Below are 17,838 nucleotides of genomic sequence, written 5' to 3'. Positions count from 1 at the left end.
TTATTTGTAAAAAAAGACCTACGCTTTCGCGTGAGTCTAAATGTTAAGTTGACGACATTGGGGTCTGACCCCATAAACTGCGGTTTAGATTCTGTTTAGAAAAATTTAATGGGGTCAGACCCCCTTACGAAATTCTTAAGGTGATGACCGGATGCCCGCGACCCCCCCTCCGCTCAGAGGCAGGTGTCGAAAGCCACCTTGATGACGATCTTCCGGATATGCGCCGGTGCGTCGACCTGGATGGCTGGTACGTGCACATCCCATGGGAAGAACATCGCGTAGCTGCCCGGCTGCATCTCGATGATGCCTTCACGGGCATGCGCGTTGTTCTTATAGAAGCAGATGTCACGCGGGGTATCGAGCAGATTCTCGTCGGTCTCACTATCGCCGAGGTCCGGATACCAGCCGATGCGCTCCGGACCGCCGGCTGCGAGGAACTGTACATCGACATACTTGCGATGGCACTCCGGACGCAGCTGCTCGCGTGGAGCGGTGTCCTGGTCGATGACCTGGAGGATCATCTTATCACCGTCAAGCTCGAACTTTCCCGGCTCGTGCGCCGCGAGGTCGTTCTCCTTCAGGAACTGCACGGCACGCTGTAACGCCGCCGGCAGAAAACGCAGATTTTCGTTTTCATGAATAATTCGGATATCATGATGTTCTCCTTTTGTTAATATTACATAACCGTTCGTGTAGCGGGTCCCCGGCTTATAGTTCACCGGTCTCGGAGTACTGTGCCTCCGTTGACGCTCCTCCGGGTCCCCCATTCTGAATAAACCCATTTCACAAAAAGGCCTCCCGGAAGGGGAAGCCTTTTCGATTATCTTAGATTGTGATGCCTCATCGCACCCGCGATCAACGAGTGAAGCCCGGCATACCCTCGATCGCGTACACACGTGTCGGGCAGGAGTCGAGGCCGATGATGTTCATCGGAGCATAGCTGATGAAGAACGTATCCGTCTTCAGAAGCTCCAGGTTGCACAGAACCTCGAGGAAGGTAACGTTCTGCGCCATCAGAATATCATGGAACGGCTTTACGTTGCGAACATCGCCCTCGATCGCTACACCATCACCGAAGCCCACGCACTGTACCTTGTGATCTGCGAGCCACTGCGCCATGTCTGCACCTACCTGAAGACGATGGTCGGTCGGGCCGCCGGTCAGCTTCGTGAATGGCGGGATCTTGTGCGGGCTGTCGAGGATGACGGTGTCGCCCTCCTGGACCCAGCCACCGAGTGCCTTCTCGAGATCCTCAGCGGTGATCTGGTGATCCTCCGGAAGATCCAGTGTGCAGTAGATACCACGACCCATGAACTGATCGAGTGGAAGCTCTGCAACGCTCGGCCAGCTGCTGTCATGATGGTACGGACACTCACAGTGCGTACCGAGGTGGCTTCCGATATCTACATTCGTATGGAAATCAGGTACGACACCACCGGTGTTGAAACGCCATAAGTTGCAACGACGGCTCTCGGTGCTCGGATCGATGCACTTGCTCAGGTCGACGATATGAAGACCACCCTTCATGTACTCCTTTGGTGGAAGCTGATCTGCAGCGACGGTCTTCGGCTTTCCAGCCTCCCAGTCATAGGTTACGAACTCTTCGGACATAAAATATTCTCCTTACATAAATTTGTCGTTCTGCGCTGGCCGCCCTTCATCGAAACGCAGATCCCGCGCTGAACAGAAACTTGATTTATCTCACGATGCACCCGAGGTGCATGATGATTCATATGATTTTATCTGCCGGTGTACACCTGCACTTCCGTGCCGCCCTCGATCCCTTCACGAGGGCAATGCTGCCATGAAAGTGCCGCCCTCCGTACATCTTCACGAGGACAATGCCTCCATCCGGCACCCGCCCGCTTATGCTCTCGGACGGTTCTCCATCGCATGGATGAGGCCCACCAGGAAGCGGTGGCTCGGGGTCGGTACGCCGGCCTTGACACCCGCGCGGACGATGCTACCGCTGATGGTATCCACCTCGCTGCGGCGGCCATCCCGAAGATCGGCATAGATGCTGGTGAGACCATTCGGGCTCTTATCGCATACCGCCTTGACCTCCGCGACCTTCTCATCATAATCGAAGTCCATGCCGAGCGCCGCTGCGACATCCACCGCCTCGCGGATCAGCTGACAGCAGAGCTTCCATGCATGCTCATCTGCGGAAATGAAGCCCAGCGGAACCTGCAGGGCACCCGTCAGCGCACTGGCAGAGACATTAGTAAACATCTTGTTCCAGATCATCTTCTGCACGCCGTCGGATACATCCGCATCGAGACCGCACGCCGTGAACGCATCTGCGAACTTCTGAAGCCGCTTGACATCACCGGTCACACAGCCCATGTGGGTCATACCGCTGCCACCATGCTTCGTCACACCGAAGCCGGCGACGCTTGCGTTATGCTGTGTCGTACCGATGATGATGTGCTCCTGCGGTACGAACTTCCCGAGCATATCCTCGTGGCCGCTTCCGTTCTGCAGGGTCATAAGATAGGTCTCCGGACCGATGATGCTACGGTTGTTATTCAGCGCGCTCTCGCTGAACATCGCCTTCACGAACACGACGATCAGATCGACCGGCGCCATCCCCTCGGTGGACAGCACCGCATGTGGATGATACACCTGAGACGTACCATCCGGCTCCTGCACCTCGAGGCCATCTGCATTGATCTTCTCTACGACCTGTGCGTTGACGTCGATAACCGTCACCTCGTTGTGCCGGCTCAGGTACGCACTGTACAGACCGCCCATGGCGCCTGCACCTAAAACTGCAATTTTCATATATCCTCTACTCCTTTCGGGTTTTCAAAATACTGTGGATACTACTGCTGACACAGCGTGATAGTCTCCTTTATTATAAGCGAAAATGCATCCAAACTCCACCGCAGATTATGAAGACAGCTCAGCGGTTTCTGCTCACTTTATAGGCCTTCCGAAGATTTGTCAGAAAGCCTGCCACGTAGGCAGCGATGATGATGCCGAGGGCGATCGCGCCCGCCTCGGCCAGCACGAGCTTCAGTGTCGCACCGAACTGTGCCGTATCCCCCTCGATCAGACTGTACATCGCATAGTAAAGACCGCCGCCCGGGAATTCCGGAATCAACATCGGTCCCAGCATCACAACCACTGGAGTCTTGATGATCCGCGCAAGGATCTCACTCCACGCCGCGATCGTCAGCCCAGAGGCCAGCATGCCGAAGGTTTTTCCGTAACCGGCGTACTGACAGACGATATAAGCTGCCCAGCCGATCGCGCTGCCGATCACGATAGAGATCAGCGCTTTTCGATTTCGTACACCAAATAAAATGGCGAAGGCGAGCGAGCTGATCGCCCCCATCAGCGTCTGTATGATATCTGCCTGCATCCCTAACCTCCTGCCAGAAGCACGATGGCAAATCCGAGGGCCACCGATACGGCCTTCAGAATCGCTTCACTCAGATTCAGCACACCACTGACGGTGTCTCCATTGATCATGTCACGAAGAGAGTTCGTCAGCTGCATCCCTGGAATCACCAGCATGATGTTTCCGATCATGATTTTATCCGGGTGCACACCGATCCCGAGACGAACGAGAAGCAGCACCGCGATCGCCGTGACCGCACTGCAGATGGAGGTCTGGATCAGGCTGTTCATCTGAAGATGTGCACTCATACAGATCATCCCATACAGTACCATACCGGAAAGAGCGGATGCGATGCCATCTGGAAAAGTTCCGCCGAGAAAAATCGAAAGCGAGAACGAAATGACCATATACATCAGAAGATCGAGCCACCACGGGCTGGTCTTTTCTTCCCGGACACGCCTGAGTTCGTCGCGGAACTCCTCCAGGGATATCTCACCATGGCAGAAGTGGCGGGACAGTGCATTGACCTCCTCGACCTTTCCGAGACCCGTGACACGGGCTTTTATACGACGACTTTCGGTCATCGTCGTCCCATCCGGAAGAAACGCTGTAGCGGCGATATACGAGGTGATCGTAAACACATCCACGCGCTCAAATCCACATGCCCGTCCGATGCGCTGGACGGTATCCTCCACGCGGCTGACCTCTGCGCCGTGGGTCAAGAGAAGCTCGCCCGCATTCAGCGCACTGCTGAGACAGCTGCTGAGCTCCGCTTTCTGCGCAGTTACCTGCTCTTCCATCATGCTTTCCTCCTTTCGTTTTTCTATAACAAAAATGGCTGCTTCCCGGAGGAAGCAACCATACAGTATGCTATTACTCTATATCGGTCTCACTTTTCAGGTCAACATCAGACGATTACTCTGCCTCTCTCGTCGCAAGAGAAAGTCCCAGAGAATCCATCTTTGCGAGGATCTCATCGATCGACTTGCGGCCCATGTTACGAACCTTGCTGAGGTCCTCCATAGTCTTCGCACGGAGATCACCGACGGTGTTGATGCCGGCTCTCTTTAAGCAGTTGTACGAACGAACGCTGAGCTCGAGCTCGTCGATGCTCATGTTATCGATATCACCTGCATCGGTCTCCGTCTCACTGCCACCCTCGGTATCGATGCTGGTCGACTGTGCAGTATCCATGTTTGCAAACAGCTGAAGGTGAGACTCGAAGATACGTGCGGAAAGGGATACGGCATCCTCCGGTGACATCGCACCGTTGGTCGCTACATCGAGGGTCAGCTTATCCTCCTGACCGCCTTCCAGCGGATCGATGGTCAAGTTGACCTTCGTCACCGGGCAGAAAATAGAGTCTACAGCGATCACACCGATCGGCAGATCACTGCGATCACGTGTATTGGCACCGTCATAGCCACGGCCCTTTACGATCTTGATCTCCATGTAGAGTCTGGTTTCCTTACCGGAAAGGGTAGCGATCACCTGATCCGGGTTGATGATCTCGACCTCGGAGCTTACCTTGATATCCGAACCACGTACGATCCCCTCACCGGCATAATCGATGTATGCCATGACTGGATCATCGCTGGTTGCGGTGTTTCTGATCGCAAGCTTTTTTAAATTAAGGATGATATCGCCGACATCCTCCTTCACACCAGGGATGGATGAGAACTCATGATAAACGCCGTCGATTTTCACCTCGCTGACTGCAGCACCCGGCATGGATGAAAGAAGAATACGTCTTAAAGAGTTACCGATGACGGTACCCTCACCCTTCGCAAGTGGTGAACATACGAAACGGCCAAACTTCTTATCATCTGAGAGCTGCTCGACTTCGAGAACCGGTTTGATATCTACTGCCATTACCCTACCTCTTTATATAAATCTATGAACGAATTGACAACAGCAGATCCTAGAAGCACCCATGCACATATCAAAGCACATAGTGATGCTATTTTTAGAATCAAGCTATTCTATTATAGCGTTAATTTTTTTCTTGTCCAGCTTTTTCACAGAATTTGTTAAAAAAGCGTGGTTCCGAGTGGAATCACGCTATATCTACCAGTGTGCCGGTGCTGTCGAAGTTCAGACTCAGCTGGCCGCGGAACTGCTGATTCCGCTTTTCGATCTTTCCGACCGTCTTGTTATAGGTCGCGAAGCGATCGAGTGTATCCTTGTTTTCGATGTATAAACGTATATATGTTATACGTTTGCCCTGCAGGCGGCCCTTGACGAGCTCACCCTTATCGGTGATGCAGTCGTAAGAGACGGTGATGTCGGTGTATTCATTGATCTCCTTAATCGCCGGGGCGAGCACACGTTGCTTGAAGTTTCCGAAAGCAGTATAGACATCCGCCATCAGATTCTCCCGGAGGGCATCGACCGAGATGTCAACCCAGCCCTTATAGGCATAAGACTTCGCAAGCTCATACAGGCGCGGGGAGTACTTACTGGTCATCGCGAGGATGTTATACAGCTCATATTCCGTGAAGTTGTTCTGGATTCCGAGAAGGTAGGTCTTGATACGGCTGTCGAGGATCAGGCTGATCGTGCCCTTGCGTTCGTTATACTCCGGTTCGTTAAACCAGCGGAGCTTGATAACACGGTTATCGAGGTTTACCCAGAAGGCCTTCTCATCGATGGAATCGATCATGTTTCGGAAATCACGGTATACGTTCTTCGGATCGATGCCACAGAGACGTGCGAAATCCAGGGCACGAATCTCATATTTTTTAAACTCTTCTTCGCCCGGCTTGATCATCGTGATCACGTAGTTCACAAGCTTCTGTTCGTTGGCGGTGAGATTATACTTCGCCTTCTGGATCAGTGCGTTATCCTTTACGACCAGATAGCTACGCTGATCGTCCATCTTCTCTTTCTGTGTTTTAAAAGCTGCCATACGTCTCCGTCTCCGCGCACGAGCCCCATGATAAGTACCGGCGTTATATGCCTGCGTGTGAAATTCAGCACACAATAGCATAACTACACGATTCTTACCCTTTAGGTCGGTGCAATGATATGTCAATATAGTAAAACGCTGCGGGGTAAAAATCAATGACCGTAATTTTGTTATAATTCAGACCTCGATTTGTCGTCCATAATGACCGTAATTATGTTATATCTCCTGCGGGTGGCGTTTCTGAACCTGCGATTCCCACCCACGCGCGCGCCTTGCTATTTGATTTTCGTTTAATTTTTTATTTTGCTTATTTAATATTTAATATATTTATATATATACAAGGGGTGAAAGCACAGAATTGCGTCGTTTTTTATCCACAAAGATAACATTTTGATGGTAAGGCATAACGAATTTACGGTGAGCTGTAACAGAAAGACGGCAGCTTCTAACAGATTTACGGTATGCGCCGAAGCGCCTGCGAGGGGGTTTTTCCAGCCGGATCCGGGGGCTGTGTTATCCCTTTTTCGCGCTGAAAGCCGGACTGAAAAGCGAAATTTCTACTGCAGGTCCGCCGTGGTCTGTTTCTTTTCAGACATTTTCCGGTAAAAAATCAGCAGTTTCACGATTTTCACGCGATTCTTTTGGCGTTTTTACCGTATAACAAAATTACGGTACCTGCTTCGCTTATAACGCGATGACGGTCGAAAGATAACAGATTTACGGTCGATACGCACGGTCCAGTTGTAGGCACTTTTCTACCGTAATTATGTTATAAGCGATGAAAAGATAACAAAAAGACGGTATGAATACAATCCATACCGTCTTTTTGTTATCTTTTATGACCGTAAATTTGTTATCTTTTCAGATCTGGCTGGTTCTGTCTCTGCATTCTCCGATATGCATCAGAACGTTCATCAGTACTTCAATGCTTCGAGTTGTGCTACGATGTCGTCTCTGTATTCTCCGATATGCATCAGCGTTTTCATCAGTACTTCAGTGCTTCGAGCTGTGCCCGGATGTCGTCGCATGGCTCGGAGGCGAGGAGCTCCTGCAGTGCGGCGCGCATCGCGTCTCCCGGCTCATAGCCGTCCTTACACCAGCTTTCGAGGACGTTCAGAGCCATCTGTCGGTTGGCATTGACCGGGCAGCGGAGAGCGCTGATGACGAGGTCCTCGCCCTCTCCTGTGCTGTCAGCGAGGTTCTGTACGAGGTAGCTCAGCTGATGGTACGGGCGGTAGGCTTCGCCGATGCCCAGCTGGTCACGCGGACCGGAGGCCATCATCGCGAGTGGCAGGTGGCGGCGGTAGATGTCGAGCAGCTTTCGGAGTGTATCACTGTCCTTCGGGAGGACATCGACGAGATCGGCGTAAGCATTGAACTCCGTGTCCATCGCGTGCAGCATCTCATCGGTGCACTGGATGCCCATGCGGCAGGCGGTACGGAATCCCTGTCCCTTTGCGAGGAGCTCCTGGACGAAGCTGCGGATGTCGTCGGTATGTAGGATCTCCTCGGCACGCTCGTGGAGCTTACCGCTGCCCTGGAAGATGTTCTGATCGAGGTAATCGCGCACGCTCAGCACGGTGTTCAGCGTCTGCTCGCTCATGCGGCAGCGTCTCGCCTGGTGAAGATAGCCATCGAGGAGCTGTGTGCGGTCCGGCATGGCGGTGATGCCCTGCATGCTCGATTCATCGAGGAGACCGTCCAGGATGGCGCTGGCGAGCACGAAATCGTCGTCGTTAAAGGCCGGGTTCGTGAGGACGGTTGCGAGGTGGATCTTATCGGCCACGGTGCGCGCGGAGTAGGCGGCACCGATCGTGTTGTGCACGCCCTCATGGAAGAGCCAGTCCTTCACGCGGCCGCTCTTCGCCTCCAGATGCTCGACGGCGTGGATGCGGCCCCAGCCGTGCACCTGCTGTCCGAAGCGGAGGATCTCCTCTTCGGCGTCCTGCCAGGTCTCCGCGACATGAATCGCGAAGAGCGTGAATTCGTCGGAGAGCGCCAGTGTGCGGACCGCGTCCTTCACCGCGTCGTTGTCGTCGGTGTCGAGCATCGAGAACAGCACGAGGGCGAGCTTCACACACTCACAGCTTTCCGTCGTCACGAGGAGATTTGCGGCCAATGCAAACAGCCCGTCTGCATTGACCGCGTCCGTATGGTCGCTTGTCCACTGAAGAAGCGGGGCTTCGAGCGGAAGCATACGGTGGCCCGTGGACGGCGCGAAATACGCCTCGATGGCCGCCTGAATGCTCTCGGTGTCGCCCATGGAGGTCGAGCTTATGAGATCCGCGAGCGGCGTACAGTCGGCCTCCTCGGACGGGCCGTGGAACAGCGCGATGCCGTCCAGCGCACCATCGACGAGCTGCATGTCGGAGAGTGCGCTGTGGGAGCTGCTCGCCTCCGCCGGTGTGCGGCCCGGCAGCTTGAAATCCGCCGGCAGCGTGCCGGACGGCGTCAGATGATCACAGATATATTCGTAAATAGACATGATTTCCTTCCTTTAGCAATAGGAGACGATGCTCATGGATTAGTACCCAAAGTGTTCGCGCTGCGTGTCGGCGTCGAAGACCTTATGGTAGGCTTCGCTGCCCTGGTAGAGGATGCGGACGAGCGTCCACTCGACGGCCTTGATGGTGACGCGGTCGCCGACCTTCTTCTTACAGAACGGGTGGCTCGCGAGGTTCACACGGGTCGTGATCTCCTGCTTTCCGTCTGAGATGATGACGTAGTCGCCCGGCTGCGCACCTGTGCGGCCCTGGAGCTTCGTCTGGTAATAAGGCTTCGTGCTCGCTGCGCCACTGCTCTTTCGCGGGCTGCTGAAGCCGTTTGCGGAAGCGGTTCTGCCGTTCTTTCCCTGTCCGCGCTTCGCTGCTGCGCCTGACTTTTTCGGCTGACCGGAGCGTTTTCTGAAATCGTTCATATCGTACCTTTCTTTCTCTATATGCTGGTTCATGTTTTATGAGCCAATGTTTCCATCGCATACGCATATCGCCGCAGCGAATGCTATGCGTTCCCGTGATGGGTCCGCTGTTTCCATCGCATATCGCAGATCCGCAGGCCATCCGGCGGGTGCACGAGTGTATGCATTGGATACCGTAAATCTGTTATCTGTTTCGGGCGTTTGATCGCCTGGTGTGAAAAAACCGGCCTTTCTGCCATTATAACAGAAAGTCCGGTTCGTGAATCAGTTATTCTCCAGGAAGCCTTCCAGCTCGCGCTTGTACTTCGGATTCTGCAGCTTACGAAGTGCCTTGTTCTCGATCTGACGGATACGCTCACGTGTGACATGGTACATGGTACCGATCTCCTCGAGGGTACGCTCACGTCCATCGACGAGACCGTAACGCATCTCCAGGACCTCACGCTCACGCTCTGAAAGGTTACAGAGGATCTTCTCGACCTGTTCCTTCATCATCACGTTCGTCACGTTCTGCTCCGGGGAGATGATCTTCTCGTCGGCGATGAAGGAGCCGAGATCAGAATCCTCATCCTCACCGACCTTACTGTCGAGGGAAGCAGGACCGGCATCGTAGTTGACGACCTCCTGTACACGCTCCTCCGGGATGTTCAGGTACTCGGCGATGTCGGCCGTGGTCGGCTCGTGACCGAGGGTCAGCGCCAGCTGACGGGAGGTCTTCTTGATCTTATTGATGAGCTCAACCATATGTACCGGCACACGGATGGTTCTCGACTGATCGGCGAGCGCACGCGCGATCGCCTGACGGATCCACCAGGTCGCATAGGTGGAAAGCTTGAAGCCACGCTCCGGCTCGAACTTCTCGACACCACGCATGAGACCCATGTTGCCCTCCTGGATGAGATCCAGGAAGCTCATGCCACGTCCGGTGAAGCGCTTCGCGATGGAAACAACCAGACGGAGGTTGCACTCGATGAGGCGCTGACGCGCATACAGGTCGCCGTTCTTGCAGCGATTCGCGAGGTCGAGCTCCTCCTCCGGTGTCAGCAGCGGGTAGCTTCCGATTTCCTTCAGATAGATACGAACCGGATCATCAGCGGATACATTCTCGAGGTTTGCGAGTGCTTCCATATCGAGGGTTCGTGCTTCGCGGTCCTCATCGGAAAGCTCCTCTTCCTCGAGGTCCTCATCGCTCACATCTTCGTCCTCGTCGACGGCCACCTGCGTCAGCTCATCGGAAAGCTCCAGCTCGTTCTCCATGTCTGCTTCGTTTTCGAGCTCGTCGCTGTATGCATCCTCCAGCAGCTGTTCCGTCTCCTGCTTAATCACCGTACTGGAGCCATCGCGTCCATTGATTTTGATGATGAGATTCTTGTTACCTTTTGTGTTCTGTGTATTAATTTTAGCCATTGAATAACCTGAAACGATAAAGACGACCTGAGTCGTGTGAATTATATTGCTACAGATCATCTGCAGCGCAGATGAACATGCTGATATTTTTAGACAGCCTTGCTATTTTATGAGGAAAGAGAAATCTTTACAAGACAGTTTGGAAGAAAGAACATAAAAATTATTTTATATATATGATAATATTTTTTATGTCCAAATTTTCGTAGAAAATTTGGACATAAAAAATCCCGGGAAGCAACCGGGATTAATTATAAAGGATTTAGTTTTAAAAAAGGATTGTGCCTGATGTCTTTCTCAAGCATCTTTATCATAACGGAATCTGTTCCGAAGTGCTTGAAGAAAAGCGAAATGTCTCATTATGAAATTCTTAAGATGATTCTTAACTTTTTTACGCGTAGCGCTCCATACGGATCTCGACATGCACCATCGGTGCGGATTTTCCGACGGCCTGACGGAAGACCTCCTCGTCCTCCGGCTCTCCGGCGACGGAGCCGTAGTGTGTCGGGATGACCAGCTGCGGGCGCAGGATGACGGCCAGTGTCGCCGCTTCATGTGCGTTCATGGTATAGGTACCGCCGATCGGAAGCAGCGCGACATCGCAGCGTACCGCCTCGGCTTCCGGCGTGATGTCGGTATCGCCGGCGATATAGATGCGACGTGTACCATCATCGAGCAGATAGCCGATCCACTGCTGTGCCGCCGGGTGGAAGCGCTTCTCCGGATTATAGGCCGGGATAGCGGTGATCTTTATGCCACGGAAATCCAGGCTCTCGTTCCATGCGAGAAAATGCTCCTGCGCATCGTCGATACCGGAATCCCCGGTCTCCCCGCGCATCGAGGCCGGGTAGATCGCTTCACTGCCACTCTTCCGTACCTTCGCGATGTCCTCGACCGAATAGTGGTCATAGTGCGCATGCGTTACGAGGATGAGATCGGCATCGGCTGTGGTTTCCACGAGGTGAAACGGGTCACAGTAGATCACGACATCCTCATGATGCTCGTCCTTCAGCACGAGCCGGATCGCGGCATGGGTTAACACACGAATGTCTTCACGTAACTGCTTCATACATACTCCTTCCCGGATGGTAATAGCACCATCCATCCTGGAACGCCCCTTTATATTCTGTTTTTCTATCCCCTTTGTCTGCTTCTGTGAAGCGCCATAAACAGAAGCAGACTCGATACGTGCCCGGCACGCATTGATTTACTTCTATTTTATGCGTTTTCGCGCAGTGTCGCAAGTAAAAGCAGGCTCGAAACGTGCACCGCGCGGATGCCGGCGAGCTGCAGCTTATCGAGGACGCCTGCGCTGTCATCGATGAACAGATGCGGTGTCTCGAGTCCCTGATGGTTCTTTTCCAGCGCTTCCCGCACAGCCTCCGCCTTCACATCGCTCCGTGTAAACAGGATATGGTCCTCCGGGAACAGGCCAGGATAGCAGCGCTTGAGAAACGCGAGCTTCTGCTGGTCCTGCGCCTCGGTGCCGGACTGACTCACCACATAGTTCAGCGTCGGCGTCGTATACTGCTCGATGTACTCTTTTATAAAGACCGGCGCAGCTGCGTACTGATAGAGGTCATGGGTTTCCATGAAGGCATCGAACGCCTCGTCGCGTACCGCGTTGATACCATCTGCTCCATAGGCATACACCGACAGCACCCCGTCGATATCGAAAAAACGAACCAGATCCCGCTGCTTCAGAAGCGCGGTGTCAAGGCCCAGCTGATAATCTGGATTAAACATGCGTACTCTCTCCATTCTGATAAGAGCAAGCCCGGAATCAGCGATTTTCCGGGCTTGCAAAACATACCGTTATTTTGTTATATGTCCGCAGCGACCCATCTGGATCCGCCGCATCCTCGCACCCAGGGCGCGGATAAACGAGCTGCTCGACGAACGCCGGACAGATCAGTCCTTCGGCTCTCGTGCAGCGTCGATCTCCTCCTCCGTCATATGGTCGAGCATCGCATAATCCATATTAAAGGTCAGAAAATCGTCGTAGTCATACATATCCTCGAAGCTGGCGAGCCGGACATCCGGGTCCATCTCATCCTTCTCCTCGTCGGTGAGGTACTCGTTTTTCAGTACATTTATAACATATTGACGGGCTTCCTGCGGCATCGGACGCGCCGGGCTCAGTCCCTTATCCTCGCAGTTATGGATGTAGCTGTGGATCGCCGCGTGGAGCGCATACTCCTCGTAGATGTTCGGGATGAACGGATCCTTCGACTTCACACCCTTCAGCAGATTCAGAAACGCCGTTGCGCCATCCTCTCGATCATAGTGATCCGGGAAGTAGAAGTGGATGTTCTCCTGGTATTCCTCATCGTCCGGCCGCACCTTGAGATAGCTTTGGCCCGCCGCCCACTCGATATCGTTGATCAGAAGGGACATCACCCGATCGTTGATGAAGTCACGGATGTAGGCATCCGCCTGCGGATCCCTCGTAAATGCTGTATTGATCTGGAGCATGGATTTTCCTCCTGTAGATAGAATTACTCTAGTATAGCATATCTTGATTTCGAAGCACAGCTTAGGAAGGGGACCGGAGGGGCGGCAAACGGAGTATTGTGCTTCGTTTGCCGCCTCTCCGGATCCCCTGCCTTGACTTATAACAAATTTACGGCACTCACTCTTCCACCTTCTCCATCTTCACGCGGAGACTCAGCCGGCGCTCCGTCGGGAGGTCGTCGAAGCGGATCGTGTAGGCCGACTGGTCGAGGTCCACCTCCTGGATCGTACCGAGTCCGAAGGCGCGGTGTCGTATGCGGTCACCAATGTGAAAGACCGCGGCATCGTCACTGCGCCGGAAGTGGCTGTCGACCAGCTGGATATAGCTCTCCGCCTCCTTCAGAAGCCCTGCCTTCGGTGCCTCGGTGAAGTGCAGGAGGTCCCGGTCGATGTCCAGGATGAAGCGCGACGGATAGCGCGGCGAACCATCGAAATTCCGGCCGGCAGCTTCGGAGAGATAGAGTCCCTTTTCGGCACGTGTGATCGCGACGAACGCGAGGCGCCGCTCCTCTTCCATGCCTTCGAGGGTGTTCACCTTCTTCGACGGGAAGATACCCTCACTCATGCTGCAGAGAAAGACGTATGGAAACTCCAGGCCCTTCGCGGTATGAACCGTCATGAGCTTCACGCGGTCGTGGCTGTCCGCGATATCCATATTGCTGAGCATCGCGACGCTCTTCAGGTACGCTTCGAGATCCGTCTCCTCGCCGGCGCTCGTCTCGAAGGAGAACACCGCCTGCTTGAGCTCCGCGAGATTATCGAGACGGTCCTGCGCGCCCTCCGTGCGCAGCAGCTTCTCGTAGCCGGACTCATGCAGGATGCTCGTCAGCACCTCGGAGATCGTCCGCTCTGCATAGATCGTCGCATATTTCTCGATGAGTGCGACGAATTCCCGCGCCTTCGTGCCCCGGAAGATCTCATGCTCCAGGTTCTTCACGAGGGCGTCATACAGTGTGCCTCCGTGGTGCTCCGTGTACTCCTCGAGGAACTTCATACGGCGCACACCGAGATTCCGCTTCGGGACATTCGCGATGCGTCGGAAGCTGAGATCATCCTTATAGACGATCATGCGCAGATAGCACAGTGCGTCCTTGATCTCCATGCGCCCGAAAAACTGCACACCGGAGTAGATCGTGTACGGAATCTTCGATCGAAGAAGCACCTCCTCGATCGTCCGCGTGACATAGTGCGCCCGGTACATGACCGTCATTTCGTTATAAGCGACGCCCATCTGATGCAGGGTTTCGATGTTTTTCACCATCCACTCGGCTTCCTTCGTGCTGTCCTCTGCGAGATGACAGACGACCGGTACGCCATCGGGAAGCATCGGGAGCAGCTCCTTCTCGATCCGCTTCCTGTTCTTCCGGATCAGAGCATTGGCCACCCGGAGGATCTGCGGCGTCGAACGGTAATTCTCCATCATCATGATCGTCTGCGTGCTCGGATGATGCTGATCAAAGTCCAGCAGGTACTTCACGTTCGCACCGCGCCAGGTGTAGATGGTCTGGTCCGGATCGCCCACGATGAAGAGGTTATGGTGGTAGGCGCACAGCACCTCCATGAGCCGGTACTGCAGCGGATCGATGTCCTGGAACTCGTCGATCTGGATGTACATGAGCCGCTTCTGCCACTTCTCCGCGATGTCCGGATGCTCCTGGAAGATATAGAGACTCAGGATGATGAGATCGTTGTAGTCGACCGCAAAGGTTTTCCGCTCCTGGTAGAGATAACCGTAAAAGAGGATGTCATTCACCTCGGTCGCCTGGAGATACTTCTCATGCAGCTCATCGATCGGGAGCGCGATCATGTCGAGGAAGTAGCCCGGCTCCGTGAGACACTTCCGCATCTCAAACATATCCCGTGCGCTCGCGAAGGTCTTATCCCGGAGCGTGAGCCCCCGCTCCTCATAGATGATCTTCAGCATCTCATCGATGTCGCTGTTATCGAGCACCATGAAGCTCTTCGGATAGCCGATCGCATGGCTGTCCTCCTGCAGGATGTTCACACAGAAACCATGGAAGGTGCTGATATAGCCCGTATCATTATCGCCCGTCAGCTGATGGATCCGCTGCCGCATCTCGTTGGCCGCCTTGTTCGTGAAGGTCACACAGAGGATGTTTCCCGGCAGCACCCCGAGCTCCGTCACGAGATACGCGAAACGATGCGTCAGCGCCCGCGTCTTCCCGGATCCCGCCCCCGCGATCACACGCACGAAGCCCTCCGTCGACGTCACCGCCTCCAGCTGCGCTTTATTTAGTCCTTCCAGAATCTCTTCCATTTCTCGCTCCGTTTTCGCATAATAGTTCAGTTAATAAAAATATAATAGCACAGACGTTTGCTGAATACAATATATGATTCGACGTGTATATGCCGGAGGGGGAATTATCGAAAACAGTTCAGGCAGGATCCGAAGGACCGGCAGCTGAAGCCATACGAAGAGATCGTGAATAAATCCAAATCGGGCCCTTAGAACCAGTTGGAGTAATTTTTCCTTAGCACTCTCTGCAACACTGAGTTTTCATAAAGAAAACTCAGTCGTTTGCAGAGAGCCTACTGGTTCTTAGGGCCCGATTTGTGATTTTTCCGATCTCGTAGTACTGTGCTTCAGCTGCCGGCCCTTCGAGTCCGTCATTGAATTATACTGTGATTTCGATGTCTCCCCTCCGGTGATTATACATGAACCAGCGGCGACAGCTCCCCATCCGCCAGGATGATCAGCTTCTCCGTCGCACGCGACTCCGCGGTATACAGCCGGTGCCGGTACAGCGCCCGGTCCGGATAATCCCGCACCGACACATCCGGCAGGATGACGGTATCGAATTCGAGCCCCTTCGCGAGCTTCAGCTCCATCATCACCACACCACTCTTCGGCAGTGCCTCATAGGAGCAGATGATGTGCGGCGTGTCGTCCCCGAGTGTCCGACGCATCATATTGATGCCGGTCCAGTCGCAGCATACGATCGCCGTGAGCCCCTCCGTGCGGTCGTTCTCCCGGATCACACGACGCAGCTCCTCCACGTAAGTCTCGTGGTCTTCGCAGGCCAGCACCGTCGGCTCCACACCCTCCCGCTGTACGGAATTCGTCTGGATCCGGATTTCCTGCGGCAGCAGGCTCGTGAAGAGCTTCGTGATCTCCGGGGAGGAACGATAGCTCGTCATCAGCGAGAGCTCCGTCACCTCCTTACCCTGCTCCGTAAACATCCGGCGGATATCCGCGAAGCTCGCCGTACCACTGTGGATCGACTGGAACTCATCGCCGAGGAACATGAAGTGCGCGTTACGGAAGTAGCGTGCGAGCAACATGAGCTGCGCCTCCGTATAATCCTGCACCTCATCGACGATCACGTAACGAGTGTTGCGATCCGAGGTGCCGGTCAGCGTCATCTTGAGGTAGCTGAACTCCGCCGGTGTCAGATCATCCTTTCCGAGAATCGACTGACCGATGGCCTCCATATCGAGCCAGTCGAGGTTTCGGATCTTCTCATAGACACCACCCATCTGGCTCTCATCCGGCTCCTCGTCATAGAGATCGTCGAGGCCCTGATCGTGCTTCTTCTTTTCCTGCTTCTGTGCGTTGCTGCGTGCGAGCTCCTCGAGCTCCTCCACCGCAGTCTGGATCAGCCAGGTCGTGGATGAGGTTCCCTTATGGCGGCGAAGCACACCGAGAATCTGCTGCTTATCGAGCACACGTGCACGCTTCAGATTGATATTGTGGAGATGCTTCGCCTCGATAGAGAAGCCCACCAGGCCCTCATCGATCTGGTGCAGCGCATCCGCTTCCGTGATATCCGCCTCGCCGAGGCTCTTCACCCCGAGATCATCGAGGAAGTCGGACCAGGTCATGGTCACCGGATTCGCCTCGCCCATCTCCGGCAGCACGTGGTCTATGTACTGCTGGAAGACCGGATTCAGTGTGATGAGCGCCACCTGGTTCGGCCGCAGGGTATGCCGGCGACGGTAGAACAGATACGCGATGCGCTGCAGCAGCACGGAGGTCTTACCAGAGCCTGCGATGCCCTGCACGAGCAGCACCGGCACGTCCGGATAGCGGATGATGAGGTTCTGCTCCTTCTGAATCGTCTCCGTGATGGACTGCATCTTATCGCTTCGCTTCTTCGTGAGCGAGTGGATCAGCAGCGGATCCTCCAGCGCGATCTTCGTGTCGAAGTAGGCCTTCAGCACATCGCGCTCCAGATCGAACTGCCGGCGAAGCTTCAGGTCCACCGGGATCTTACGTCCATCGACCATATAGGAGGTCTCGCCCAGCGCCTGGTTGTAGTACACCTCCGCGATCGGGCTTCGCCAGTCGATGATCTCCGGCTCATGATGCTCGTTTGACACCGAGGAAGAGCCGATATAGAAGCTCTCCTCTTCCGTCTCCTCCGGGAACTGCACGGTGATGCGCGCGAAGTACGGACGCGGCAGCAGGCGGTTCACGCGCTGCAGCCCCATCGATACCGTCCGGCTCGAGATATTGAGCTCCTCGACGGCACGGCTCATGGTCTCAAACTCGATCAGCGTCTCCTGTGACTCCTCGATGCCGACGAAGTCGTACTGGAGGTCATCCGCGACCGTGTTCTTCTCCTCCTGTGCCTGTCGCTGGAGATCGACGAGCTCGGCCTCCATCTGCTCCTTCATCCGCGCGAGCTTTCCGTACTGCTCCGTCAGATGCGCCTGTTCTTCTCTGAAAATTCTATCTTCGTTCATTCCTTACCTATTACTTAAATCCATGTTTTTCAGGCCAATGCT

The 17,838-nt window shown here is 54.4% G+C and carries 15 protein-coding genes; all 15 read right to left on the bottom strand.

The genetic code is table 11. The features are described 5' to 3' along the window. Positions 1 to 173 precede the first annotated feature (173 nt). A complete protein-coding gene (locus ACK8P7_RS09725; RefSeq protein ID WP_410044013.1) occupies positions 174 to 782 on the bottom strand; it encodes a YhcH/YjgK/YiaL family protein in 609 nt (202 codons plus the stop codon). 73 nt (positions 783 to 855) lie between these two features. Next, positions 856 to 1,527, bottom strand: a complete 672-nt coding sequence (locus ACK8P7_RS09720) for a cyclase family protein (RefSeq protein ID WP_410044016.1) — start codon at positions 1,525 to 1,527, stop codon at positions 856 to 858. A gap of 339 nt (positions 1,528 to 1,866) precedes the next feature. Continuing rightward, a complete protein-coding gene (locus tag ACK8P7_RS09715; protein WP_410044012.1) occupies positions 1,867 to 2,784 on the bottom strand; it encodes a ketopantoate reductase family protein in 918 nt (305 codons plus the stop codon). A gap of 121 nt (positions 2,785 to 2,905) precedes the next feature. Next, the gene (locus tag ACK8P7_RS09710) at positions 2,906 to 3,367 is read right to left on the bottom strand and encodes a threonine/serine exporter family protein (protein ID WP_410044011.1); all 462 of its coding nucleotides are present in this window, start codon (positions 3,365 to 3,367) and stop codon (positions 2,906 to 2,908) included. A gap of 2 nt (positions 3,368 to 3,369) precedes the next feature. After that, complete coding sequence (locus ACK8P7_RS09705; RefSeq protein ID WP_410044010.1) at positions 3,370 to 4,149, bottom strand: threonine/serine exporter family protein; 780 nt, start codon at positions 4,147 to 4,149, stop codon at positions 3,370 to 3,372. 112 nt (positions 4,150 to 4,261) lie between these two features. Continuing rightward, positions 4,262 to 5,218 (bottom strand): DNA-directed RNA polymerase subunit alpha, encoded by a 957-nt coding sequence (locus tag ACK8P7_RS09700; RefSeq protein ID WP_410044009.1) that lies wholly within the window; start codon positions 5,216 to 5,218, stop codon positions 4,262 to 4,264. A 184-nt stretch (positions 5,219 to 5,402) separates the two neighbouring features. Further along, the gene (locus tag ACK8P7_RS09695) at positions 5,403 to 6,254 is read right to left on the bottom strand and encodes a replication initiation protein (RefSeq protein WP_410044008.1); all 852 of its coding nucleotides are present in this window, start codon (positions 6,252 to 6,254) and stop codon (positions 5,403 to 5,405) included. A gap of 985 nt (positions 6,255 to 7,239) precedes the next feature. Continuing rightward, positions 7,240 to 8,739, bottom strand: coding sequence for a hypothetical protein (locus tag ACK8P7_RS09690; protein WP_410044007.1), 1,500 nt, complete (start codon positions 8,737 to 8,739; stop codon positions 7,240 to 7,242). 39 nt (positions 8,740 to 8,778) lie between these two features. Further along, positions 8,779 to 9,171, bottom strand: a complete 393-nt coding sequence (locus tag ACK8P7_RS09685) for a hypothetical protein (protein WP_410044006.1) — start codon at positions 9,169 to 9,171, stop codon at positions 8,779 to 8,781. Positions 9,172 to 9,435: 264 nt separating this feature from the next. Beyond that, positions 9,436 to 10,578, bottom strand: a complete 1,143-nt coding sequence (locus ACK8P7_RS09680; protein WP_410044005.1) for an RNA polymerase sigma factor RpoD/SigA — start codon at positions 10,576 to 10,578, stop codon at positions 9,436 to 9,438. Positions 10,579 to 10,966: 388 nt separating this feature from the next. Next, positions 10,967 to 11,644 carry an MBL fold metallo-hydrolase gene (locus ACK8P7_RS09675; RefSeq protein ID WP_410044004.1) on the bottom strand — a complete coding sequence of 226 codons (678 nt, stop codon included), beginning with the start codon at positions 11,642 to 11,644 and terminating at the stop codon, positions 10,967 to 10,969. 149 nt (positions 11,645 to 11,793) lie between these two features. Beyond that, entirely contained in the window at positions 11,794 to 12,321 is a 528-nt protein-coding gene (locus ACK8P7_RS09670) for a hypothetical protein (RefSeq protein ID WP_410044003.1), read from the bottom strand. Between the two features lie 165 nt (positions 12,322 to 12,486). Beyond that, the gene (locus tag ACK8P7_RS09665) at positions 12,487 to 13,050 is read right to left on the bottom strand and encodes a hypothetical protein (protein ID WP_410044002.1); all 564 of its coding nucleotides are present in this window, start codon (positions 13,048 to 13,050) and stop codon (positions 12,487 to 12,489) included. A gap of 157 nt (positions 13,051 to 13,207) precedes the next feature. After that, positions 13,208 to 15,367 carry an ATP-dependent helicase gene (locus tag ACK8P7_RS09660; protein ID WP_410044001.1) on the bottom strand — a complete coding sequence of 720 codons (2,160 nt, stop codon included), beginning with the start codon at positions 15,365 to 15,367 and terminating at the stop codon, positions 13,208 to 13,210. A gap of 392 nt (positions 15,368 to 15,759) precedes the next feature. After that, the gene (locus ACK8P7_RS09655) at positions 15,760 to 17,796 is read right to left on the bottom strand and encodes a HelD family protein (protein WP_410044000.1); all 2,037 of its coding nucleotides are present in this window, start codon (positions 17,794 to 17,796) and stop codon (positions 15,760 to 15,762) included. Positions 17,797 to 17,838: the final 42 nt, after the last annotated feature.

Source organism: Oribacterium sp. P9 (assembly GCF_046365365.1).
Taxonomy (GTDB): domain Bacteria; phylum Bacillota; class Clostridia; order Lachnospirales; family Lachnospiraceae; genus Oribacterium.
Note: the sequence above shows the minus strand (reverse complement) of the source record. Positions and strands in the feature narration are given on the sequence as shown.